We start from the raw sequence: 23,743 nt of genomic DNA on the forward strand, positions 1-23,743 counted from the left end.
CCGCGGTCCCGCGCGGCCTCGATCAGCCGCGACGCCCGCTCGCGCAGCCTGGCGACCGCGGCGGTCTCACCCGGCTCGGGCGCCGGCGCGGCGGCGAGGCAGGCGTCCGCGGCCTCGACGATCGCCAGGGCCACGCCGACGTTGTCGTCGTGGGCCGCGATCTGGGCCGCGCGGGCGCGCATGCAGCCGTCGACGACCAGCGGCGGCAGCAGGATCGCCGCCACGCAGCCGAGGCGCAGCAGCGCCAGCCCGGCGATCCGCCCGCGCGCCAGCGGGGCGAACGACACCAAAGCGCGGGTCTGGTCGCGGATCCACAGCACCAGGAACAGCACCGCCACGAACAGCAGCGGCGACACGAACGAATCGATGGTGCGCAGCGGGTCCTCGGCCTCGACCCGCGGCAGGCTCACGATCACCGCGCCGGTGAGGCTGAGCAGCGCGCTGGCGGGGGCGATCCAGTGGATCCGCGTCTGTCGCAGCGCCGGCCGGCGGATCAGCACCGCGCGGTCGTATCGCTGCATTCGTCCGCGGACCGCCGCCCACCCGTCGACCAGGCGATGGATCGCCACCTTCACGGTCGGTCCCCCCAGAACATGCGCATGTGCGAGCCGCTGATGTCGCGGAAGTACACCGGCGGCTCGCCGAGCGCGCACAGCAGCTCAGCACCTCGCGGCGCGACACGTGGCCGCCGACGCGGAGCAGCGTCACGCACTCGCGCTCGCGCAGGCAGCCCGGGCCGAACTGCGCGGTCAAGCGGTCGCGCGCCGCGTCCTCGAGGTGGCCGCCGATCTCGAACAACGCCCCGCGGCGGGCCTGCTCGAGGTCGAGGACGCCGCCGTGGAACCACACCGCGCCGTCCTCGCGCAGGCCGACCACGTCGTCGGCGATCGCCTCGAGCTCGGGGATGTGCTGCGAGCTGACCACCGCCGCCAGCCGCAGCGACGAGCTCGAGACGATGTCGCGCAGGTCCTGCAGGAACCACTGCTGCGCGCGCGGGTCGAGGGCCACCAGCGGCTCGTCGACGAGCAGCAGGCGCGGCCGGCCGACCAGCGCGCGCGCCAGGGCCACGCGGGTCTGCAGGCTGCGCGACAGCTCGCGCCAGCGGACCTGACGGCAGTGGCCGAGGCCGAGGCGCTCGAGCCAGAAGTCGACGGTGTCCACGTTCTCGCCGCCGCGCAGCCCGCAGGCGCCGGCCCAGGTGTGCAGGTACTCGTCGAGGCGGCCGCGGAACCGCGGCAGGCGCTGCGGCACGTGGGCGATCCGCGAGCGCACCACCGGCCAGTCGATGTCGCCCGGCCGCGGCAGCGCCGGGTCGAGCTGCGGGTACGAGAGCATGCCGTCCTCGACCCGCAGCTCGCCGGCGAGGACCCGCAGGAAGGTCGTCTTGCCGGCGCCGTTGGGCCCGACCACCGCCACCACGGTCCGCGGGAACACCGTCAGCGACACGTCCTTGAGCACCGGCGGGGCGCCCTTGCGGTAGCGCAGCGCCAGCCCGTCGCAGCGCACCAGCGGCCCGTACTCCGGCGCCGCCCCGGCGTGCAGCGACGTGTGGGCCGCGGCGTCGAGCGAGGCCGCCAGCCAGTGCTCGCCGAGGCCCTCGAACGGCCCCGGCGCGGCCGTCCGCACGATCTCGTCGGTGAGCGCGAGGATCGCCTCCAGTAGCGCCAGCCACTCGCGCCGCTCGCTCGCCTCGAGCCTGGCCTTGAAGACATGTCTCGTGCGCCATGTCCCGGCGCGCGCCGACAGCTCGAGCGCGCGCCGGCGGACCTGCGGGTCGCCGAACCGCTCGGCCAGGTCGAGCAGGCGCAGCGCGGCCCGCTTGCCGTCGGCCCGGCGCACGTGGGCCTCGATCTCCTCGCGCAGGCGCAGCGCGTCGGGGTGGGCCGCCACTGCCTCGACCGCGAGGCTGCCGCTCGACGCCTGCGCGCTCATCGACGCGGCCAGGTTCGTCAACCTGCGGGCGATCGCCGCGCGGCGGTCTCCGCTGGCCTCGCCGCGCTCTCCGGCCTCGCGCTGCCAGCGGTGCAGGTCGGCGACCGCCAGGTTGAGCTCGTGACGGTCGCCGACCGTCGTCGCGCTCGCGCGCTCGAGCTCCGCCAGCTTGCGCTCCGCCGCGGCGTCGCGGTGGGCCGACAGCAGGCTCGCCACCGCGAACGCGTCCGGCTCGCTCACCCCGAGCTGCGCGGCGACCTGCCGCAGCTCGCCGGCCAGCTTCGGCCGCGACGCCGCCAGGTAGACGAGGAAGCGCCCGAGCAGCGGCCCGTCCAGCGCCGCCAGGGCCGCGTCGACCAGCGCCTCGAAGCCGACCTCGGGCCCGGGCAGCCGGGCCCGCAGCCCGCCGTCCTCGGGGGCGAACGCAGACAACCCGCGCCGCAGCTCGTCCGGGGTCAGCGCCCGCAGCAGCAGCGCCCGCAGCGGCCCGGCGCTCACGCTCCGCCTCCGCGGCCGTCGGCCCCATCGCCGCGGCGCGACCCCGTCGAATCGACGCGGCGACGAATCGAGCGACGAGCCGCGGGCGCTCGATCGCGGGCCGATCGTTCCATATCGATCGAGTGGGCGAACCCGAGCGATCGCGCAAGCACGCGGCCCGCCTCGCCGCGCCCCGCCGGTTTGGCCCCGCGGTCGCGCCGTCCGCCGCGGCCTGCGCCGGCCCGCGTCGCCCCGGCGCCGATCGCTCGCAGCGAGCGACCCTCGTGGCATTCGCGGCCCGTCGCGCCCGCGGCGCGGCCCGCCCGGCCCGCGCTCCGCCGCGATCCGCGGACCCGTGGTGCGATGATTCGAGCCCGCCGCAGGCCCGCGGCGCGGCCCGCCCGGCCCGCGCTCCGCCGCGATCCGCGGACCCGTGGTGCGATGATTCGAGCCCGCCGCAGGCCCGCGGCGCGGCCCGCCCGGCCCGCGCTCCGCCGCGATCCGCGGACCCGTGGTGCGATGATTCGAGCCCGCCGCGGCGCCGTCGCGCGTCGCTCCGGATCGCCGCCCGGGCGGCATGTCCTCGCATTCGTCCGGGTCATCGTCGGTTCACCCGCGATCGTGGCGGCGCAGCCACTCGTCGAGCGCCGTCAGCTTCGCGCGCGGCGGCGCCGGCAGGCCCGCGTACGCCTCGCGGGCGCGCAGCGCGTGCGGCAAGGCCTCGGCCGGGGCCGCGGCGCGCAGGGCCGAGAACAGCGCGTAGTGCAGATCCGCGGCCCGCACGTCGGGACTCGTCGCGCTGGCCTGCCACGAATCGAGGGCCGAGCGAATCATCGTAGTCGCGGCCTCGGTCCGACCGCGCCGCATCAGCGCCGCGCTCTCGGCGAGGGCCAGCTCGACCAGCAGCGCGGGGACCTCCGCCCGTTCGGCGTGGGGGAAGAACGAGCGCGCGGCGGCGGCGAAGCGGAGCGCCAGCTCGTCGGCCCCGGCCTCCTCCGCCAGCCTCGTAGCGCTCGTGTAGGCGCGGGCCAGGGTCGAGCCGTAGGACGGCTCGTGGCCCTCGGGCGCGCCGAGCAGCTCGAGGTAGGGCGCGATCGCGGCCCTCGCACCACCTGTCTCGTAGGACACACGGGCGACCAGGTCGAGGACCTCCGGGCGATACACGCGCTGATTGGCCGTGCGTCCCTCGACGCGCAGCGCGTTGCGGGCGCTCTCCGCCAGCGCCAGCGCGCCGCTCCGGTCGCCGCGCGCCTCGGCCACCCGCGCGGCGAACAGCTGCGCCAGCGACAGGTGCGGCGAGCCGGGCTGGGCCCCGGCGATCGCCAGCGCCCGGCTGGCCGCGGCCTCGGCCTCGTCGACGCGCTGCAGCTTCAGCAGCGCGTCGATGTGGTTGAGCAGCGCCGGCACGAGCCGCGGGTGCGCCGGCCCGAGCTCCGCCTCGATGATCTCGCGCGCCTCCGCGAACTGCTCGTGGGCCGCCGCCGGCTGGTCGCGGAGGAGGAACATGCGCCCGAGCCCCATCAGCGCCGGCGTGCGCAGCAGCGGCCACGCGCCCGCGCGGCCCTCGAGGGCCTTGAGGAACTCCTCCTCCGCCAGCGCGAAGTCCCGCTCGGTGAGGGCGACGAGGCCGAGGTAATCGTGGGCCTCCACCTCGCGCGGATCGTCCTGCGCGCCGATGCGAGCCAGGCGCCCGCGCAGCACCTCGTACCAGACCCAGCCGTCGTGCGGGTGCTCGCTCTGATAGACCGCGAAGCGGAGCCGACGCAGCGCGACGTCGGCGGCGAGATCGGGCAAGTCGTGGGCGACCGCGAGGAGGTCGGCCTCGGCCAGCGTCGCGCCGGCGAGGGCCGCCCGCGGGCCGCTGTCCTGCGCGCGCGAGAGGTGATAGAGCGCGAGCGCCACGGTGGGCGGATGGCCGAGCTCGTTGGCGTCGCGGAGCGCCGCGCTCGCCAGCGCCTCGCTGTCGCGGTAGCGACCGGCGAGCCACGCGACCTCGGCCTCCGCCACCTCGTCCTCGATCCGCCGCAGCGCCTCCGGGTCCATCACGATCGCGTTCATCGCCGTCTCGGCGCGGTCGAAGCTGTGGACGCACCCGGCGAACTTCGCCGGCGACGGCAGCTCGCGCCACTCGAGGTCGGTCGCCCCGTGGGCGAGCTCGGTCGCCAGGCGCAGCAAGAACTGACGGTGCGTCGCCAGGCAGCGCGAGCCGCGGTAGAGCATCTCGTCGGACAGCAGGCCGCTCAGGCGGCCGCGGCACAGATCGCGCCGCGCCTCCTTCCACTTCTCGAGCAGCGCCAGCACCTGGGTGTGGACCGCCGGCGCCAGCCCGGCGGGGGTCTGCTCGTCCCATACGTCCTCGAGGTCCGCGGCCACCTCGGCGTCGCAGCGCTCGGCCGGGCCCGGACCGCGCACCGCGCTCAGCCACACGCCGAGCACGAGGGTCGCCAGCGCCACCGCGATCGTCGTGCGCATGCGGGCCGGCCCGTCGCGGTCGCGGTCGAGCTCGGCGAGCAGCGCGGCCATCGACGGCCACCGCGCGGCCGGGTCCGGCGACAGGCCGCGCACCACCGCGGCGTGGAGCCACTCGGGCACCCGCGAGTCCGCCGGCGGCGGGCGGATCTCGCCGCGCTCGCTGGCCTCGAGGGCGTCCCACGCGGTGTTGCCGGCGAACGGCCGCACCCCGTAGAGCGCCTCGTAAAGGGCCACGCAGAAGCTGAACTGATCGGCCCGGGCGTCGCAGCGGCGGCCGTTGTACTGCTCGGGCGCCATGTACGCCGGCGTGCCGAGGATGTCGCCGGTCATCGTCAACGGCGTCTGGAGCACCGGCGGGTTCGGCACCTCGTGCAGCGATTGCGACGACGACGACGACGGGCTCGGCTCGTCGTCGGCGAGCGAACCGACCAGGCCGAAGTCGAGGACGCGCACGCGGCCGTCGAAGCCGATCATCACGTTGCTCGGCTTGAAGTCGCGGTGGACGAGGCCGACCTCGTGGGCCGCCGCCAGGCCGCGGCCGGCGGCGATGAACACGTCCAGGATCTGCCGCCACGTCCGCGGCCCGTCGGGCCCGCGCAGCCAGGCCTGCAGCGTCTTGCCGTCGACGAACTCCATGGCCACGAACAGCCGGCCCTCGTGGTGACCGACCTCGAAGATCTGCACTACGTTCGGATGCGACAGGCGCGCGAGGGCCTGCGCCTCGCGCAACAGTCGCGGGCGCGCCTCGATGTCCGTGTCGAGCGCCGCGCGCATCAGCTTGATGGCCACCGAGCGCCCGAGCTCGCCGTCGAAGCCCGAGTACACCACCCCCATCCCACCCTCGCCGAGGCGGCCGTGGATGTGGAATCGACCGATCCGCGGCGGATCGACCCCGCCGCCGTACGACTCGCCGGGGACCGTCCGCTCCACCGAGGGCCAGTCGCCACCGCTGTCGTAGACGGTCGAGCCCGACGTACCATCGTGCTCTTTGCGTCTCTTGTCGCGCATCTCGGCGCCGCTCCCGCGGCCGATCTTCATCGCTCCGGGTCCCAAAGGTGAAGAGTGTGGTCGCCCCGGTCAACCTCGGCGAGGTCCGCGACGACCTCGCGCGCGAGCGCCGGCGCGGCGAGACGTCGCAGCTTCGCCGCCGAGAGGCGCGAGCGCGGCGCTTTTCGCCGGCTCGCGGCGCGGCGAGAAATCATATGTCCTTTTGACCATGTCCATACAAACACCTGATGCTGCGCGGTGAGCGAGCGCGAGGTCGTCGACTCGCGCCGCGTCGGCAGGTCGGCCGGGGAGATCGATCCCGGATCGTCCGGACCGCAAGCGCGGCACGCCTCGCACGGCGCTCGCCCCGCGTCGATCGCCGGCGCCGGCTCGCGTACCATGACGGGCATGGCGGAGTTCACCGCGGGTGAGCGCGTCGTCGGCCTGAGGTCGGCCTACGTCGTGGGCGAGCGGCTCGGCGAGGGCGGCTTCGGGCTCGCGTTCGTGGCGACCGCGGACGACGGCCGGCGGGTCGTGCTCAAGCAGCTCCGGGTCGCGCGCATGGGCGACTGGAAGGCCATGGAGCTGTTCGAGCGCGAGGCCCGGGTGCTCGCCTCGCTCGCGCACCCGGGCATCCCGCGCTGCCACGAGTTCTTCGCCACCGACGGGGCCCGGGCCGTCGACCCGACCGACCTCGCCGGGCTCGGCGACGACGTCTCGCTCGTGCTCGTGCAGGACCACGTCGACGGCGCCTCGCTGGCCGCGCGCGTGGCCGGCGGCGCGCGCACGACCGCGGGCGAGGCCGAGGCGCTGCTGCGCAAGCTGCTCGGCGTGCTGGCCTACCTGCACGACCTCCAGCCGCCGGTCGTCCACCGCGACATCAAGCCGGCCAACATCGTCGTCACCGCCGCGGGCGAGCCGATGCTCGTCGACTTCGGAGCGAGCCAGGACCGGTTCCGCCGCGAGTCCGAGCTCGGCTCGACCAGCGTCGGCACCTTCGGCTTCTTCCCGCTCGAGCAGGTGCTGGGCAAGGCGCGGCCGGCCTCCGATCTGTACGCCCTGGCGATGACCATGGTCGTCGTCCTCACCCATCGGCAGCCCGACGAGCTGCCGATCGATCCCTCCACCAGCAAGGTCGACGTGCGCCGCGCCTGCCCCGGCCTGCCCGAGCGGCTGACGCGGGCCCTCGATGGCATGCTCGAGCCGGCCGTCGGCCAGCGGTTCGCCGCGGCGCGCGACGTCCTGGCCGTGCTCGACGGCGAGGCGCTCGCGCGCCGCGAGCCGGCGCTACCTGTCCCACAGGCCAGGTCCTTGCCGGCCCTGGTCTACAAGGCCCCGCTGTACACCGGCGGGGCCGCGGCGCTGCTGCTGTACGGGTTCCTGTTCGACAATTCTCGGAGTCCGACCTGGTCGCCCTGAGCTTCGCCTGGCTGCCGCTGGTGGCCTTCGGCCTCGGCGCCCGCCTGCGCGACTCGATCGCCGGCGGCCTGCGCTGGGCCGTGATCGCCACCCTGCTGCTCGGCGTGTTCCTCCTCGCCGTGTTCCCGGCGCTGTGACGCGATGACGCGATGACGCGATGACGCGATGACGCGATGACGCGATGACGCGATGACGCGATGACGCGATGACGCGATGACGCGATGACGCGATGACGCGATGACGCGATAAGAGGATACGCCGCGGCCTCGTGCTCGCGGGGGCGTCTCATCGGCTGGGGGCGAGCGAGAGGCCATGGGCCGTCGCCTCGGGAGGTCCTCGCGGCCGGAGCTCCGCCGCGGGCGAGGATCGCAACCTGTCGATCCGGATCGCGGAGCGCGATCGAAAAAACCACGTCGATGTGGCGCGCGTGCATGGTCCGGCAGCGCCCGCCCGGGCATGGGCTCATGCCGCTCGGACCGTCGCGCGCCTGTACGCGCGCCGATGCTCGCGGACGCCGAGCTCGTCGCCGATCCGCGTCTGCGTCCGCCGGGCCGCGGCGGTTCGAATCCGCGGCGCACGCCGAGCGCGAGCGTGACCCTGGCGCGCGCTGCATATCCCGCGAGCGCGGCTGTGCTAGCGTCGGACGCTCATGACCCGCACGCTCCGCCTGTTCCTCCTCTGCTCCGTGGCCGCCGCGTGCGGGGACGACGGCAAGACCACCGCCAGCGACACGACCAGCTCGACCGGCAGCGCGACCGCCGAGACCACCGACGTCCCCGGGACACCGACGACCGGCGACTCGACCGGCTCGACCGGCGAATCGACGACGAACGCGACCGTCCCCGGGACCACCGACGCCAGCACGACCGAGCCCGGCACCTCGGTGGGCACGGGCACCGACACCGACACCGAAACCATGACCGACGCGACCACCGGCGCCGGCATCAGCTGGGCCGAAGTCATCTACCCGAACGTGATCGCGCCGAACTGCGACTGTCACACCCAGGGCGCCGGCGGCCTGACCATGACCGACGGGGTCGACTCGTACATGAACCTGGTCGGCGTCGCCTCGACCGAGGCGCCGAGCTTCAACCGCGTCGCGCCCGGCGAGCCGGTCGACTCGTACCTGCTGGCCAAGATCGAGGGCGTGGCCGGCGACCCGCCCTACTCGGGCACCCCGTCGCAGATGCCGCTCGGCGGCCCGCCGCTCAGCCCCGAGTTCATCGCCCTGATCGAAGAATGGATCGTCACCGGCGCCGCGCCCTGAGGCCATGACCGATCGGGCATGTCCTGCAGGACATGCACGCGATCTCGTGTCAGGGCCCCGACACCCGCGAGCGAGTGCTCCGGGTCCTGGAGAAGACCGCTCGACGGGCACGCACGGTCCCCCTCGAACGGATCTTCTCGGGTCACGGCCGCGAGGGCCAATCACGAATGAGCGTGGACATGCGGTCCATCGCCACCGCCTGGAATGGATGGAGCGGCGAAATCGTGACCTCGCGGACCGAACCGCCACGGTCCGCCTCGCCCGCGTGAAACCGCGCGCTCCGGGGCTTGCTTCCGCGCGCTCGCGCTTCGTGCGAAGGTCGCCGGGATGAAGGCTCAGGACCTGATCGGCAAGACCGTGGTGCTCACCGGCAAGTTCAGCGACCTCGACCGCGCCGAGGCCGAGGCCGCGCTGGCCCGGCTCGGCGTCACGATCGGCTCCGGCGTCACCAAGGCGACGCACGTGCTCTTCGTCGGCGAGCGCGCCGGCTCGAAGCTGGCCAAGGCGCGCGCTCTCGGCGTCGAGGTCCGCGACGAGGCGGCCCTCAAGCAGCTGCTCTCCGCGGCGCCGGCCCCCGCCCCTGCAGCCCCCGCGAGCGCCCCCGCGAGCGCCCCCGCGAGCGCCCCTGCGAGCGCCCCCGCGAGCTCGGTCGCCTGCCCGGGCCTCGGCGGCAAGACAGTCGTGCTGACCGGCACCTTCACCCTGATGAAGCGCGCCGAGGCGGCGCGCCTGCTGGCCGAGGCGGGCGCCACGGTCGGCAGCAGCGTCGGCAAGTCGACCGACATCCTGATCTACGGCGACGACGCCGGCTCGAAGCTCGAGGCGGCGCGCAGCCGCGGCGTCGCGCTGATGACCGAGGCCGAGATGGTCGCGCTGCTGACCGCCGCGGGGATCGGCGGCGGCCTGCTCGCCGGCGCCGACGACAAGCTCGCGCGCAAGGCCGCCGAGGACGCCGCGAACGCCACCGAGATGACCCGCGTCGTCGCCGAGCTGCGCGCCTTCCTCGACGAGCTGCGCGCCCGCCCCGACATCACGGTCACGGTCGCCGAGCTCGGGCGCAAGGCGGGCAAGGCCAAGCTCGACCAGCTGCGCGCGCTCCGGGTCCTGCAGGACCTCGTCGACCTCTACGCGGAGATCGACGGCATTCACATCGAGTGGCGCTTCATCGAGCCGCCCGGCGAGGGCTGCATCCGCGTGCCGTCGGTGACCCAGTGGACGCAGTTCACCGGCGACGACCAGCACTACATGAACTTCGGCGACGACGAGGAGGCCATGCTGCTCGACGCGATCACCGCCGAGGGCAACACCTGGCTGGTCCGCGCGCGCAAGGCCCCGCGCGGCAGCGGCCCGCGCAGCGCCTCGATCATGTTCGCCTCCGCCGCCGAGGGCGCCGACGGCGTCATCGCCGCCTCGTCGCTGCCCGAGTACTTCCGCGCCGCCATGGCCAGCGGCTTTGTCCCGTACTGGCCGCGCTGCTTCAGGCCCAACCGCTACGTCTCGTACGCGAGGGAGGAGGCCGCGGTCACCCGCTTCCGGGCCAAGCCGGTCGCCCCCACCCCGATCGTCGCCGGCACGCGCGTCGAGTTCGAGTACTTCTCCGAGGGCGGCCGCGGCGAGGCGCTCGGCCTGCACAAGGTCCCGGCCTCGCGCGACGCCGAGTTCACCGGCCGCGAGTTCGTGCGCGTGCGCCTCGACGAGGGCACCGTCGCCTGGCTGCCGCAGAAGTGGACGAAGGCGCTGACCGGCAGCGACGCCTACGAGCGCCTGCGCGAGCTCGAAGGGCCGCTCGTCGTCACCGATCTGTCGGCGCGCTTCGACGAGCTCGCGCGCGCGCTCGGCCCGCTCGCGCACTTCGCCGGCGGACCTGTCGGCACCCTCCCGAGCAACGCCCGCCGCGCCGCGGGCGTGCTCGCCACGCGGCCGTTCGCCGACGCCCTGCGCCAGGTGCTCGACCTGCGCGACGCGGCCGATCGCGCCCGCCTCGATCTACACGCGTCGCGCCCGCTCACCCAGACCGGCGACGAGTTCGGCCCCGCCGAGCTGTCGCGCTGCCGCTGGCAATACACCATCACCGGCATGCTCACCGGCTTGCTGGGCGGCCTGCAGGTCCTCGCGCACCACGAGTCGGCGCGCCGTGGCATCCCGGGCCGCGAGCTCGTCCCGTCCGAGCTGAGCAAGCGCCTCGCCCCGATCGACGCGGCCGCCGAGCTGCGCGAGCGCCTCGCCAGCGCCGAGGTCCTCGCGGCGCCGACGTGGCACCACGTCGGCAACGACGCCGCCGCGCTCGGCCTGCCGTCCAGCGAGCCGGTGCTGTCCGGCACCGGCTTCTGATCGCCGCGCACGAGGCGACGACGCGCCGCCCCGTCGCCTCGTTACTTCAGATCACCGCGTCACTCACTCGGTGCAGGCCGTCGTGTCGAACGCGCCGCAGCCGGTGGCGCAGATCAGGGTGCCGCCGGCGAAGCCCTGGCTCTCGCAGGTCGCACCGCCGAGGTCGCTGCCGTCGCAGGTCTCGTCGCCGTCGATCTGGTTGTTGCCGCAATCGTTGCACTGCGACAGGTCGAAGTCGTCGCATTGCTCGGTGCAGGCCAGGGTGCCGCCGAAGAAGCCCTGGCTCTCGCAGGTCTCGCCGTCGAGCTCGCTGCCGTCGCACGGCTCGTCGCCGTCGAGCTTGTCGTTGCCGCAGCCGATGCAGCCCGAGGTGTCGAACGCCCCGCAGCTGTCGGCCGCGCAGGCCAGCGTGCCGCCGTCGAAGCCGAGCGACTCGCAGGTGGCGCCGCCGAGCGCCGCCCCGTCGCAGGTCTCGCCGTCGTCGATCTGGTCGTTGCCGCAGCTGTCGCACTGCGAGGTGTCGAACGCGTCGCAGGTCGCGCTGCAGCCCAGCGTCCCGCCGCCGAAGCCCTGCGACTCGCAGGTCTGGTTGGCCAGCGCCGCCCCGTCGCAGGTCTCGTCGTCGTCGACCTGGTCGTTGCCGCACGGGTCGCACTGCGACACGTCGAAGCCGCCGCAGTCGGCCGCGCAGGCCAGCGTCCCGCCGCCGAAGCCCTGCGACTGGCAGCTCTCGCCGTCGAGGTCGGCCCCGTCGCAGGCCTCGCCGTCCTGCTTCAGATCGTCGCCGCAGCTGGTGCAGCCGGCGACGTCGAAGCCGTTGCAGGCGTCGTTGCAGGCCAGGGTGCCGCCGGCGAAGCCCTGCGACTGGCAGCTCTCGCCGTCGAGGTCGGCCCCGTCGCAGCTCTCGTTCTCGTCGAGCTGACCGTTGCCGCACGACTCCAGCACGCAGAGGCTGGTATCGAAGGTGCAGCCGTCGGTGCACGCCAGAGTGCCGCCGTCGAAGCCGAGGCTGGCGCAGTCCGTGCCCCCGAGGTTGTCCTGGTCGCAATCCTCACCGGCGTCGAGGATGCCGTCGCCGCAGCTGGCCGGCGCGGTCGTATCGGTGTCCGTATCGGTGGTCTCGCCGGTGGCGGTGGTCGTCGTCGAATCGGTGGTGGTCGTCGTCGAATCGGTGGTGGTCGTCGACGTGTCGGTGGTCTCGCCCGTGGTCGTCGTCGTCGTATCCGTCGTCTCGCCCGTGGTCGTCGTCGTCGACGTATCCGTGGTCTCTCCCGTGGTCGTCGTCGTCGTATCCGTCGGGTCGACCGTGGTCGTCGTCGTCGTCGTCGGATCGATCGACGTGGTCGGCATCGTCGTCGTCGGCACACCCGTCGAGGTGTCCTGCTCCGTGGTCGAGGACGTATCCGTCGCCGTACCGTCGGTGTCAGAACCCTGCACCACGTCGCCGGAACAACCAGACAGCGCGACTAGGAGGAACAAACCGGAGAATTGCGAAAATAGCGCATCCGAAAACCCGAGCTTTCTGCTGAAAGACAGCGGCTGCATCCTGCGCCGAACCGTGCGCCCAAGACAGCGACTGTGGACGTCCACTGACGTGAGCGTCCGCTCGGGCAGACCGATGACGGATTCAGCGGTCCCCGACAACACGCTTCATGGAGTCAATCAGAACGCTCGACAGGACGCGTCGGCCGGGAACAGCACCGCGACCACACCGTCGATATCGATGATTTGCCCGGCGTCGCAGCGCTGCGGCCCCGATTGCCCGGAGACGGCGATGCCCAGGGACGCTGCGGCACGGTCGTTGGCCAGGCGAAACCGGCCGCCCGACAGCTCGGCGAAGCCGAGGCCGCGGGCCGAGACCAGCGCCTCGAGCCAGACCTGCAGCGGCACCAGCCCGGCCTCGGGCGTGGCGATGTCGATGCGCCCGAAGTCGAGGGCGCCGCGGCGACCGTCGAGCTCGAACACCACCGGATAATCGCCGTCGAGCGCGACGAGCACCGATTCACCGCGCTCCAGCGCCTGCAGGTCGCCGGCGGTGATACTGGTGAACAGCGGCGTCGCCGTGGCCACGCCGCCGCTCGAGAACACGTCGTCGCACCTCGCCGCCACCAACGATAGTGCCACCCACGACGCCCGTATCCCCATGGTCTCTCCTGCCGACGCCCGCGCGCCGGCGTCTGCCGCCCGTCGTCTCCACCGGCCGCGGACCACCGACCCTTCGGCGGTCGACCGCGACCTGTCCACGCCACCGGGCCCGCTTCAGCTCTCGTCGACCACGGTGTCCTGCGGCAGCAAGTACAGCTCGACGTTGCCCTTGCCGTCGGGCCGCACCAGGTCGGGGCGGATCCCGGCCTCCCGCAGCTGCGCCCGCAGCCGCCGCAGGTTGCGGTCCCAGTTCTGCCGCATGATGCCGCGGTCGGTCTCGTCGCCCCAGATCTCGCGGGCCACGGCCTCCCACGAGACGAGACGATTGATGGTCGCCAGCTCGCTGACGATCCGCGCCAGGAGGCCCGCGATCACGCACTCGGGCCGCCCGGGCATGCGCACGTAGACCGTGTCGTAGCGGGCGACGATCGTCAGCGGCGGATCGTTCTGCCCGATGCTGCGGGTGCTGAGCGCCCCGTCGCCGAGCGGCCTCGCCTGCACCGCGAAGTGGTGCCCGCGCAGCTCCCACGACGTGCCGGCCGCCAGCTCGACCGGCTCGCGATCGCCGACCCGCAGGGTGAAGCCGTCCGAGGTGCCCCAGATGTACGCCTCGGCCCCCGGCAGATACTCCGGGTGCAGCTTGTAGCTCGGGGTCTGCGACGGCCCGCCGTTCGCTGTCACGATCGAATAGACCGACTCGCTGAGGGTGCACAGCTCCTGGCCGTCGCCGTACAGCACCATCACCCGGTCCGGCAGCTCGACCGCCTCGACGTCGAGCGTCACGTTCTGCGACAGCCGGATCCGCTGGCCCGGCGCGAGGATGATCGACGACTTGCGCTCGCCGTCGAGGATGATCCAGCGCCGCAGCGACAGGATCTGCAAATGCCGGCCGCGCATGCTGATGAACGCGTGCGCCTCCGACACCTCCGGGCTCTCGATCCGCAGCTCCGCCGTCGACGCGCGGCCGATGAGCCCGCCGGCGGCGACCTGGGCGGTGCGCCCGTCAGGGAGGCGAAAACGGACAAACGGGGTGTAGCGACCTTGCAACACGGCGGGCCTCCTCTCGAGCGGGACGATGATTGTACCAGCAGACGACAGCGCAGCGGACCTGCGCGCGCGATCACAGCGACGGCGGGGCGTTGATGCCGGCCGGCGGCCGGGCGCGGAACTTGGCGCGAGTGGCGCAATCGCTGCAGTTGCCCTCCATCGAGCCCGCGTCGTCGCGGAGCGTGGTCGGCCCTGCCTGGGCCGCGGCGACGCGTTGGACCACCTCGTCGCAACCGGACACGGCGGTGAGGGCGAGGGCGGCGAGAGCGAGAGTGACGGTGCGAGACATAAGTACCTCCAGACAGGTTGTTCGGGACATGTTCTTTGGGCTAGCTAAACTCAGGATGGCGGCCGGAGCCAGCCGGCCAGCTCGGCGGCGCGGCGCGCCCCGGCCTCGCCGAAGCGGGCGTAGAAGCGATCGGCGGCGGCGCGGCGCTCGGCCGCGGCCGTGGTCTCGCCGAGCGCCGCGAGGGCCTCGGCGAGGCACCACTGCGTGTCGGCGACCTCGCGGAAGTCGCTGCCGGCGCTGGCCCACACGGCCGAGGCCTGGCGCAGCGCCTGGGCGGCGCCGGCGTGGTCGCCCCGGATCAGGCGGGCTTGACCGATGCCCTTGAGCACGAAGCCCTGGGCGTCGCCGTCGGCGTCGTCGATGCGGGACAGCAGCGCCTGGGCCTGGACGAACCGCGCCTCGGCCTCGTCGGGCTGGTGCAGGCCGAGCAGCGCCTCGCCGGCCTTGGCGTGGGCCCGCGCGACGACCTCGCCGCCTGGCCCGTGCAGCGCGGCGGCCAGGGTCAGCTCGCGCTCGGCGGCCGCCAGCGCCTCGGCGTAGTTGCCGAGCAGCACGTGGGCCTCGCCGAGCACCGCGAACACGCCGTCGTCGGCGCTGCCGGTGGCGTCGAAGATCGCCCGCGCAGCCTCGCCGTGGGCCAGCGCCGAGGAGGCCAGGCCCTCGTACAGGTCGACCCGGGCCAGCGCGAGGTGCAGCTCGAGCACCTTGCCGTGGCTGTCCCCGAAGACATATCGCGCCACCGCCAGCGCGCGCTCGAAGGCCGCCCGCGCGGCGTCGAGGCGGCCGCGCTGCTCCTCGAGCAGGCCGAGGTTGTACAGCGCGACCAGCACGTACGGGTGACGCGGCCCGAGGGCGGCGACGAAGCCCTGCTCGGCCTCGACGTACAGCACCGCCGCGTCGTCGCCGCGGCCCTGGTCGACCAGCGCGGTGGCGAGGTTGAGCTTGAGCTTGGCGATCGCCACCGCGTCGGGGGCGGGGCTCTGGGCCCAAAGTGACAGCGCCTTGCGGAACGCGACCTCGGCGGCGCGCGACTGCTGGCGCCCGCGCGCGACCAGACCTTCGGCCTGCAGCGCCCGCGCCCGGCTGTCGGCGGCGGGCCGCCCGAGCCGCTCGGCGCTGGCCCGCGCGCGGCGGACCCACTCGAGCACCGGCAGCCCCGAGCGCCAGTGCAGCGCGCCGACCTCGACCAGGTACTGCCACACCTCGGCGACCAGCACCTCGTGCCGGCTGGCCTCGGCCAGGTCGACCGCCTCGCTGAGGCTGGCCACCGCGGCCTCGCTGCGCCCGAGGTAGTGCTCGACGCGGCCGCGCTGGTACAGCGCCTCGGCCAGCACCGGCGGGTAATCGAGCCCGCGCGCCGCCCCGACCGCCTCCTCGGCCATCGCCAGGCTCTGCGCGTACTCGCCGGACACCTCGCGCACGCGGGCCCGCTCGAGCCCGACCCGCAGCGCGGTCACCCGCGGCCGCTCGTGCGCGTCGGGCGGGCGCAGGCCGAGCGCGAGCATCTGCCGATCGTCGCAGTCGGCCAGCGCCGGCAGCTGCGCGGCGGCCCGCGCCGCGTCGTCGACGTCGACCCGCGACGAGCTGGCGAGCAGCTCGACCAGCGCCGTGAAGCGCATGCGCGGGTGCTCGAGGCAGGTCGCCCGCGCCCGCAGCTCCTCCGAGGCCGCCGCGTCGGCCCGCCGGGCCCCCGCGCACACCGCCTCGCGCCGGACCTGCCAGCCGGTCACGTAGTCGTCGAGCGCCGACTCGACCCGCGCCCACCGCCCGGTCGCGCCGGCGAACTTGGCCTGCAGCTCGCCGCGCACCTCGGGCGTCCACGCGGCCGCCAGCGCCTCGCCGGCCGCGCCGCAGCGGTCGACCGGAGCTGCCCACCAGGACATGCCCCCCAGGACACCCGCGAACGAGCCGGCCGCCAGCGCCCACTGCCACGGCCGCAGCGGCCGCTCGGCGGCGATCGCCGACAGCTCGGCCAGCAGCGCGTCCATGGTCGGGTAGCGGGCCGCCGGGTCGCGCGCGAGCCCGCGGCGCAGCACCTTCCACAGCTTGGGCGGCACCACCGAGCCCTTCGGCGGGTCCTGCGGCCGGTCCTGCAGCAGCGCGCGCCGCAGCGCCGCCGCGTCCTCGCCGACGAACGGCCGCCGGCCGTACACGCCCTCGTAAAGCGCGACGCAGAAGCTGAACTGATCGGAGCGGGCGTCGGACGGCTGCAGCTTGAGCCGCTCGGGCGCCATGTACGCGAGGGTGCCGACCGGCCCGCGGCTCGAGGCGACCGTCGAGCTGCCGTCCGAGGCCCCGCCGCTGCCGCGCCGCGTGGTCCCGGCGTCGCTGATCTCGCCGCTCACGTCGGCGCTGGCGACCTCGTGCACGCGCGCCAGGCCGAAGTCGCTGACCATGGCCCGCCCGCGCGCGCCGACCAGGACGTTGTCGGGCTTGAAGTCGTGGTGGACGAGGCCGGCCTCGTGCGCCGCCGCCAGGCCGCTGCCGGCCTGGACGAACAGCGCCAGGACCTCGCGCCAGCCTCGCGCCTGTTCTTTGAGCCATGCCCGAAGGGTCACGCCCTCGACGAGCTCCATGGCGACGTAGACGCCGCGGTCGCACACGCCGACGTCGAACACGCCGACCACGTTCGGGTGGGTCAGCCGCGCCATCGCCTTGGCCTCGCGCACCAGCGAGGCCGGCACCAGCGCGCGCGACGACTCGCGCAACATCTTGACCGCGACCTTGCGATCGAGGTCCGGGTCGTAGGCGAGGAACACGTTGCCCATCGCCCCGTGCCCCAGGTGCTTCATGATCACGTAGCGCCCGGCGCGGAACGGCTCGAGCTCGGCCTCCACCGCCCGCGTCGCCGCCTCGTAGGCGACCGCCCCGCGCGCGGCGTCGACGTACATCCGCCCGAAGTCCCCGCCCTCGCTGCTGCCCCCGATCGCCTCGAAATCCCCCGAATCCCGGCTCCTGTCGGGGTCCGTGCGCATCCGCGCAGAGTTCGGGGTGGCGTCGAGGGAAGGCATGAGACTGCGCACGAGGCTGAAATCACAATACCAACATTCACGCCGTTACGTGATCCGACCCCGATCAGAACGAGAGAAACATCCTCACAGGCGGACTTGCCGCCCATTCCCCCCACTCCATCGCGCGGTTTCGCGCAAAACTCGTCACACGGCCTCACGAAGGCCCCTGGCGAGCCTCCCCGGGACGCAGCGCCCGGACCCTGAGCCGCGAAGCAGGTGCAGCCGCCCGCCGCCGGGCCCCAGAAGAAGACCGGGTCGCACCCGGTCTGCCGGCAGCTTTCTCGTTGACTCCCACCCCTGGCGCCGGGGCCGAGCGCCCGCACTCACGCGCAGCGCCCGGGCGCGCGGCCCTCGGCGACCTCCGCTCGAGCGGCGCCGCGGCCCAGCGCCCGCGCTCAGGCGCAGCGCCCGGGCGCGCGACCCCTCGGCGACCTCCGCTCGAGCGGCGCCGCGGCCCAGCGCCCGCGCTCAGGCGCAGCGCCCGGGCGCGGCCCCTCGGCGACCTCCGTCCGAGCGACGCCGCGCCGCCACGCCGAGGCCGAGCGCGAGCCATGCTCGACCCCTCGCCGGTCCCCGTCGCGCGCCGGCGTCGACGAAGATGTCCCATGAGACATCCGTGACGATCGTCGCCGAAGACAGGCGGCATCGCCGTCCCGCAGCGAGGACGAGCCCGAGGACGAGCCGGCGGGCGTGGAGCTCCCCGGCTGTCCTCGAGGACATCTTCTTCCGCGCGCCCCGGCGCCGGCGGCGCGGAGCGTCGAGCGGGCGCGACAGCCCGGCGACAGCGCGCCCCAGGCCCGCCGGTCAGTTCACCGCGTCGAGCTGGCTGATGATCTTGTTCCACACGGCGGGCGTGACGCCGACCTCGAGGTGCCCGAAGGGCACGCCCTCCTGCCGCGAGCGCGCGGCCTTGTCGGCGCCCGACCAGCCCTGCGTGAGCTGATCGCGGGCCGCCACGCTGACATCGAACAGCACGCCGTCGCCATGCACCTCGCAGGTCGGGCAGCTCATGCCGTCGATCTCGAACGGGGCGCCGGCGCCGCCCGTCGTGCCGTGGACCACGTACAGGAAGTCGAGCTCGCTGCTGAGGCCGTGATGCCGGAGCCGCTCGATGAAGTTGCCGCCGATCTCCATCACGGCCCCGATGCCGATCCCGTCCATCAGGCGATACGTCCCGTACCCCCACCAGTAGTCGTCGGCGTTCTCGTCGTAATAGACGTGCTGCGCCTGGCAGGGCGAGCCGGCCGGATCGAAGGCCGTCTCGCGGCACATGATGTGACCGTCGTCGTCGTCGAGGTAGCCCCCGAGCATGTACGTGAGCTTGTACGACATCCACGTGCGCCACTTGGTCTCGTCGGTGTCGAGCTCCGACCAGTCCTCCCCGTCGCTCTGGCGGTCGGGGATCGGGTAATACGGGCGCAGGTCGTACGCCGCCTGCAGCTGGCCGAGGTACGCCGAGACGTGCTTCCCCTGCTCGTTCACCGAGCCCCACATCGCCAGGTTGTACTTGTCGAAGCTGAACTGGCTCGCCCCGTTCGCCGCGTTGAGCGCCTGGAGGCTGCTCGAAGAGACAGGCCGCCCCTGCGCGTCGAGCCCGGTGATGTTCGAGGTGTAGATCCGCGAGAAGAAGTCCGGCCACGTGCCGCCGCGGCCGTCGCACACCGACTGCGCGAACTGGTTGGGGAACAGCGGGCTCCCGCCGTAGCCCCAGTTGACGCACTGGAGCGCGCTCATCCACCCCCACGTCACCGGCCCCTGGCCGATCGGCGCGTTCTCGAGGGTGCTGTAGATCAGCAGATCGTCGTACGGATGGCGGAAATTGAGGTCGATGCCCAGGTGCGGGCCCGACAGCGGCACGTAGACGCGCACGTCCTCGCGGAACGCCGGCACGCGCTTCGCCTGCTCCGCCGCCAGCCGCTCGAAGTGCTTGGGCCCGAAGTCGTCCCACGCGGCGACGTCGCCGGCGTAGAGATCGACGGACAGCACTCCCTTGCTCCACGCGATCACGTCGACCTTCGGCTGCCCGGTGAGCACCTTGATCCGGTCGATCGCGTTCGCCACGTGGGTGGCCTGGCTGTAATTGTCGCCGTGGAAGTTGCCGAAGGTGACCGCATACGTGCACCGGCCGGTCGCCTCCAGCGCCTGCACGAAGCCGGTCTTCTGCGTGGTGCCCGGGTACGCGCCGCCGCTCCCGTTGCGCCCGCCGGGCAAGAGCCACACGTTGCCGTTCTGCAGCGCCCCGTGCACGAGCAGCACGGGCACCTTCCCGGGATCGCAGGCGCTCTTTCCGGTCTTCGGCCCGTGCTGCAACAGCACGAAGCGGGCCTCCGGCCGGGTCGGCCCCACCGACGGGCACGACGACGCCGACTTCGAGCCCACCTTCCCGGCGCACGCGCTCTTGTAATGGAGGTTGAACCCGTCCACGAGCTGCTGGTTCAGCGCGCCGAAGTAAGTCTGCAGCGGATAGGTGCTGTCCTCGTAGGTATCCTGCCAGCGAGTTTTCTGCGTCCGCAGATTGTAGCCCTCGGTGCGGTAGGCCTGGAGCCCCTCGAGCAGCTCGATCTTCCCCCACGACCACGACGGCGGCGTGAGCTGCCCGACCACCCGATAGTCGTCCTGGTACACGTCGTCGGCCGGCGGATCGAAGTATCCGTCGAACGGCGCAGGGACGGCCTCCCCGGATCGAGCAAGCTCCTGACGATGGGCACGGCGTCGTCCGTGTCGCTCCCGCCGTCGACCTCGTCGACGCCGTCAGGCGAGTCCGCACAGCCGGCGGAGGCCACCAAGCCCAGGCCAGAGAGCGCTATGAACAGATGCGACAGCGAGGGCAACAAACACCGCATGACACTTCTCCCCAATGTCCGGATGGACGGGGACGTTAGTCGCGGGGCCCGTGAATGGTCAAGCGATTTCTTTTGCGCTGCAACATGACTCCGGGGATGCCGGATAGCACGGGATAAACGACGTTCATTCGACGATTTCGCGCCCCTCGGCGACACTGAGGACCCGAGCACCCACGCCGGGGCTGGCCGCCCGCGCGCACGCCTGAGGCTGCACGCTCGCCATCGGTCGGGCCACCCGCACCCGGAGGGCACCTTGTTTTGCGGTGCAAGATGCCACGCCTGGCACTGGCCGGGGATAACCTGCCATGGAGGGAGGTTGATGTTGCGGCGCAGCAAATATGCAGACATGTGCGGCCCGCATGCTCCTCGACTCCTACGACCTGAATACCGCTGGCCGCGACCCTCGACGCGCCTTCTCTTGCTGCTCCCACAGCCGACTCTCGCCTGCGAGGCAACGACCCCCGCAATCGGGCGATCGGCGTCCCCAGTCCGGTCGATCCACCGGGAGGCGGACCCGGGCGAATACCTCCAGGGCATCGAGGGCGAGTCCATCCCGCGCGGCGAGTCGCCCGCGGTCGGTCCCGGTGCACACAACCGGTGGACGCTGACCGCCTTCCTGTCCCACGAGACGATCGAACCCGCGGCAGGAGCCGAGTGCGGTAATTCGCGCCGGCGTCGGTACCAGGTGTCGTTGCCATGTCGGTCCCGACCTCCGCGCGCGCATTCGTGCCCGTGTCGGCCCGCCCGGCCCTGTGGCATCCTCGGGCCGATGCGCCCCGCCTTCGCCGCCGCCCTCGCCGTATTGTTGCTCCCGCTCGCCGCTCGCGCCGACATACTGCCCGAGGGGCACAAGGGCATCGAGCTGTCGATCCGCGTCGACGCCCAGGTCCCGAGCGGCAAGGCGCTGGTGCTGGCCAACACCTTCGAGGGCGGGACCTTGATCGTCCCCGGCACCGACCAGAAGATCTCGTGGCACCCCCTCGGCGGCGAGATGCAGCTGCGCCTCGTCGCCGCCGGCGAGGGCGACAAGATCAAGACCGCCGGCGCCGACCTCGACCGCGACAAGATCAAGCCGCTGCTCGCCACCGCCGCCGTGTGTGCCCCGCCGTTCGCCGGCGTGCGCACGATCGTCGACACCTCGCCCGCCGTCGAGGTCCGCTGGACCTGGCGCGCCACCATCGACGGCAACAAGTGCAGCGCCGAGCTGGTCAAGCAGGAGTACCTCGACGCCACCGGCAAGGCCGTGCCGGCCCCCGGACCCGCCGAGCCGCCCAAGCCCGTCAATGCCCCGCTGGCCGACCCGCCCAGGCCCGCCGACGCGCCCTCGCCGACCACGCCTCCGGCCCCGGCCCCGGCCCCGGTCAAGGCCGCCGATCCGCCCGCCGCCAAGGCCCAGGAGTCCGCGAGCGGCTGCGACGCCGGCGGCTCCGCCCCGGGCGGCCTCGCCGGCCTGGCGCTGGTGTGGCTGCTCCGCCGGCGTCGCCGCTGATCTGTCCGCGAGGACATGGCCTCTTCGCCATGTCTCTAAGGACAGCCACCGCCTCGGCCTCCCAGGCGACGCGCGTCCCTGCTACGCTCCCCGGAACCTGCATGCGCCTTGGTCTGCTCCTTCTCCCCTTTCTGTTCGCCTGCGGTGCCGCGCGGGAGAGCGGTCCGGGGCCGTCGCCGGAACCGGACGCACCGGCGAGCCCGGCCGACCCGCCGTCGCTCGCTCCGACCTGGCGCGAGCACGCCGACGGCGACGGCGTGGTGCGCGTCCGGGTCCGCGACCTCGCCGGCTCGGCGATCCCCGCGGCGTCGGTCTGCGTCGCGCCGGAGGCCGTGCCGCACGCGCTCGAGTGTGCGTTCACGGACGAGGCCGGAGAGGCGTCGCTCTCGGCCCGCACGGGGGATTGGCGGCTCCACGTCGGTCATCCGGACCTTCTGGCGGCGACCTGGCCGGCCCCGGACGACGCTCCGCTGGCGTGGCCGGCGAAGGGCGGCGAACTCGAGCTTCGGCTCCCGCGAGACGGAATGGAGCTCCAGGGTCGAGTGACCGACGTCCGCGGCAGCGCGCTCCCGCGGGCGTACGTGGTCGTGCAGCGAGCGAACGACATCCTGGCGGTCGCGGCGGTCGACAGCAACGGGCGCTTCGGCGTCCGCGTCCCGTCCGGGCGAATGACGAGGCTGTTCGCGTACGCCCCGGGCCACGCGCGACGGGTGGTATATCCATACCCGCCGGACGCAGCGCTGCACGTCGCGCTGATCGCCGAGTCGACGATCAAGGGCCGCGTCGTCGATGGCGAAGGGCGACCGCTGGCGGGTGCATGGGTCGTGAGCCACGCGCCGCTCGCTTACGTCGAGCGCGAGCGGCCGCGGGCTCGCACGAACGAGGCGGGTGACTTCGTGCTCGGCGGGCTGACTCCGGGCCGCTATTCGCTGTACGTGAGCGCAGCCAATGCGCGCCGCGTGGAGCCCGTGGTCGTCGCCCTTCCCTACGCGGCCACCGTCGAGCTCGCGCCGATCGCGACCGAGCCCGGCCACGCTCTGGCGCTCCGCTTATTGGACCCGTCCGGTCGCCCCTGCGTCGACGGATTCGCCAATTTCGAGGGCCCTGGCGGTCTCTGCCTGAGCCGCGCCGAAGGGTGGTGCTCGTTCGGGGCCGTGCCACCCGGCGACAGGACCATCACCGCATCCTGCCCGGCGACTCGGCAGATCCGGCGGACCATCGCCGTGCAGGGCGACGTGCGCGAGACGTGGACGTTCGAGCGCGGCGGTTCGCTCATGGGGGTCGTGCTCGACGATGCGAACGCACCCGTCGCCGACGCCGAGGTGCGAGCCCCGGACGAAGACCTGCGGACCACGACGGACACCCACGGCCGGTTCGTCCTCGCCGGGCTGTCGGGGCGGCGCGTCGACATCCAGGTGGTTTCGCTCGATCACCACGACCAACGCCAGAGCGTCGAACCGGGCGCCGAGGCGCGGGTAGTCCTGCAGCGTCAGCCCGCAGTGGCGTTTCATGTCAGCGACCGCAGCGGGCGCCCGGTGCAGGGTGTCGCGCTGCGCTGGGACCTTTCCTCTGTGTTGCTCGACCGCGAAGGCCGAGGCTCGACGGCCAATCTTGTCGCGACCGCCTCCGAGCACACGCTCGCCGTGCACTCGGCGCACGGACCGATTCCTCATATCGACGGCGGCAAACCCACGCTCCACGGTGCGTCCCGCTGGCAGCCCGGAGATCCGCAACCGATCGAAGTCGTGGTCGCATCCCCCGAGCGCGAGCTCCGCGGGCATGTGCGAGCGGCTGACGGCCGACCGGCGCCCGACGTCCTCGTGCTTGCGTCCCCCACGACCGGCGCGCCCGGCACGTGCGAGCGCTCGATGCTCGACGATGCCGCGGCGCTGACGGTGACGGACGCGCGAGGCGAGTTTCATCTCGGCGCGCTGTACTCGGTCGCCTACAGCCTCATCGCGCTCGACTCCACGGGCTCTGCCGCCTGCGTGGGCGTCGACGCCGACGATGCCGGCGTCACCCTCTCGCTCTGAA

The 23,743-nt window shown here is 73.4% G+C and carries 13 protein-coding genes; 5 read left to right on the forward strand and 8 right to left on the reverse strand.

What is annotated here, in order from left to right; translation table 11 throughout:
- Positions 1-66 precede the first annotated feature (66 nt).
- Both OV079_RS23385 and OV079_RS23390 read right to left on the reverse strand, forming a co-directional pair.
- On the reverse strand, positions 67-2,430 hold the full coding sequence (locus OV079_RS23385; RefSeq protein WP_267771076.1) for an ATP-binding cassette domain-containing protein: 2,364 nt from the start codon (positions 2,428-2,430) through the stop codon (positions 67-69).
- 588 nt (positions 2,431-3,018) lie between these two features.
- Complete coding sequence (locus OV079_RS23390; protein ID WP_267771077.1) at positions 3,019-5,919, reverse strand: serine/threonine-protein kinase; 2,901 nt, start codon at positions 5,917-5,919, stop codon at positions 3,019-3,021.
- Positions 5,920-6,276: 357 nt separating this feature from the next.
- Here OV079_RS23390 and OV079_RS23395 point away from each other — a divergent pair, with 357 nt between their 5' ends.
- From OV079_RS23395 to OV079_RS23405, 3 genes are all read left to right on the forward strand, one after another.
- The gene (locus tag OV079_RS23395; protein ID WP_267771078.1) at positions 6,277-7,287 is read left to right on the forward strand and encodes a serine/threonine-protein kinase; all 1,011 of its coding nucleotides are present in this window, start codon (positions 6,277-6,279) and stop codon (positions 7,285-7,287) included.
- Between the two features lie 649 nt (positions 7,288-7,936).
- Positions 7,937-8,554, forward strand: coding sequence for a hypothetical protein (locus tag OV079_RS23400; protein ID WP_267771079.1), 618 nt, complete (start codon positions 7,937-7,939; stop codon positions 8,552-8,554).
- Positions 8,555-8,881: 327 nt separating this feature from the next.
- Positions 8,882-10,885 carry a BRCT domain-containing protein gene (locus OV079_RS23405; RefSeq protein ID WP_267771080.1) on the forward strand — a complete coding sequence of 668 codons (2,004 nt, stop codon included), beginning with the start codon at positions 8,882-8,884 and terminating at the stop codon, positions 10,883-10,885.
- A 63-nt stretch (positions 10,886-10,948) separates the two neighbouring features.
- Here the strand turns inward: OV079_RS23405 and OV079_RS23410 are convergent, their stop codons facing one another.
- From OV079_RS23410 to OV079_RS23435, 6 genes are all read right to left on the reverse strand, one after another.
- Positions 10,949-12,325: a hypothetical protein gene (locus tag OV079_RS23410; protein ID WP_267771081.1), complete on the reverse strand. Its 1,377-nt coding sequence runs from the start codon at positions 12,323-12,325 to the stop codon at positions 10,949-10,951.
- A gap of 222 nt (positions 12,326-12,547) precedes the next feature.
- On the reverse strand, positions 12,548-13,009 hold the full coding sequence (locus OV079_RS23415; protein ID WP_267771082.1) for a hypothetical protein: 462 nt from the start codon (positions 13,007-13,009) through the stop codon (positions 12,548-12,550).
- 135 nt (positions 13,010-13,144) lie between these two features.
- Entirely contained in the window at positions 13,145-14,080 is a 936-nt protein-coding gene (locus OV079_RS23420) for an FHA domain-containing protein (protein ID WP_267771083.1), read from the reverse strand.
- Positions 14,081-14,150: 70 nt separating this feature from the next.
- Positions 14,151-14,366 (reverse strand): hypothetical protein, encoded by a 216-nt coding sequence (locus tag OV079_RS23425; RefSeq protein ID WP_267771084.1) that lies wholly within the window; start codon positions 14,364-14,366, stop codon positions 14,151-14,153.
- A 50-nt stretch (positions 14,367-14,416) separates the two neighbouring features.
- The gene (locus tag OV079_RS23430) at positions 14,417-17,341 is read right to left on the reverse strand and encodes a serine/threonine-protein kinase (protein ID WP_267771085.1); all 2,925 of its coding nucleotides are present in this window, start codon (positions 17,339-17,341) and stop codon (positions 14,417-14,419) included.
- An 840-nt stretch (positions 17,342-18,181) separates the two neighbouring features.
- Positions 18,182-20,002 carry an esterase/lipase family protein gene (locus OV079_RS23435; RefSeq protein WP_267771086.1) on the reverse strand — a complete coding sequence of 607 codons (1,821 nt, stop codon included), beginning with the start codon at positions 20,000-20,002 and terminating at the stop codon, positions 18,182-18,184.
- A 987-nt stretch (positions 20,003-20,989) separates the two neighbouring features.
- On the opposite strand from OV079_RS23435, the gene OV079_RS23440 reads away from it, so the two are divergent.
- Positions 20,990-21,709, forward strand: a complete 720-nt coding sequence (locus OV079_RS23440) for an MYXO-CTERM sorting domain-containing protein (protein ID WP_267771087.1) — start codon at positions 20,990-20,992, stop codon at positions 21,707-21,709.
- Positions 21,710-21,966: 257 nt separating this feature from the next.
- Positions 21,967-23,742 carry a carboxypeptidase-like regulatory domain-containing protein gene (locus OV079_RS23445; protein WP_267771088.1) on the forward strand — a complete coding sequence of 592 codons (1,776 nt, stop codon included), beginning with the start codon at positions 21,967-21,969 and terminating at the stop codon, positions 23,740-23,742.
- Position 23,743 lies beyond the last annotated feature (1 nt).

This window comes from Nannocystis pusilla, assembly GCF_026626665.1.
In the GTDB taxonomy this organism is placed as follows: Bacteria; Myxococcota_A; Polyangia; order Nannocystales; family Nannocystaceae; genus Nannocystis; species Nannocystis pusilla.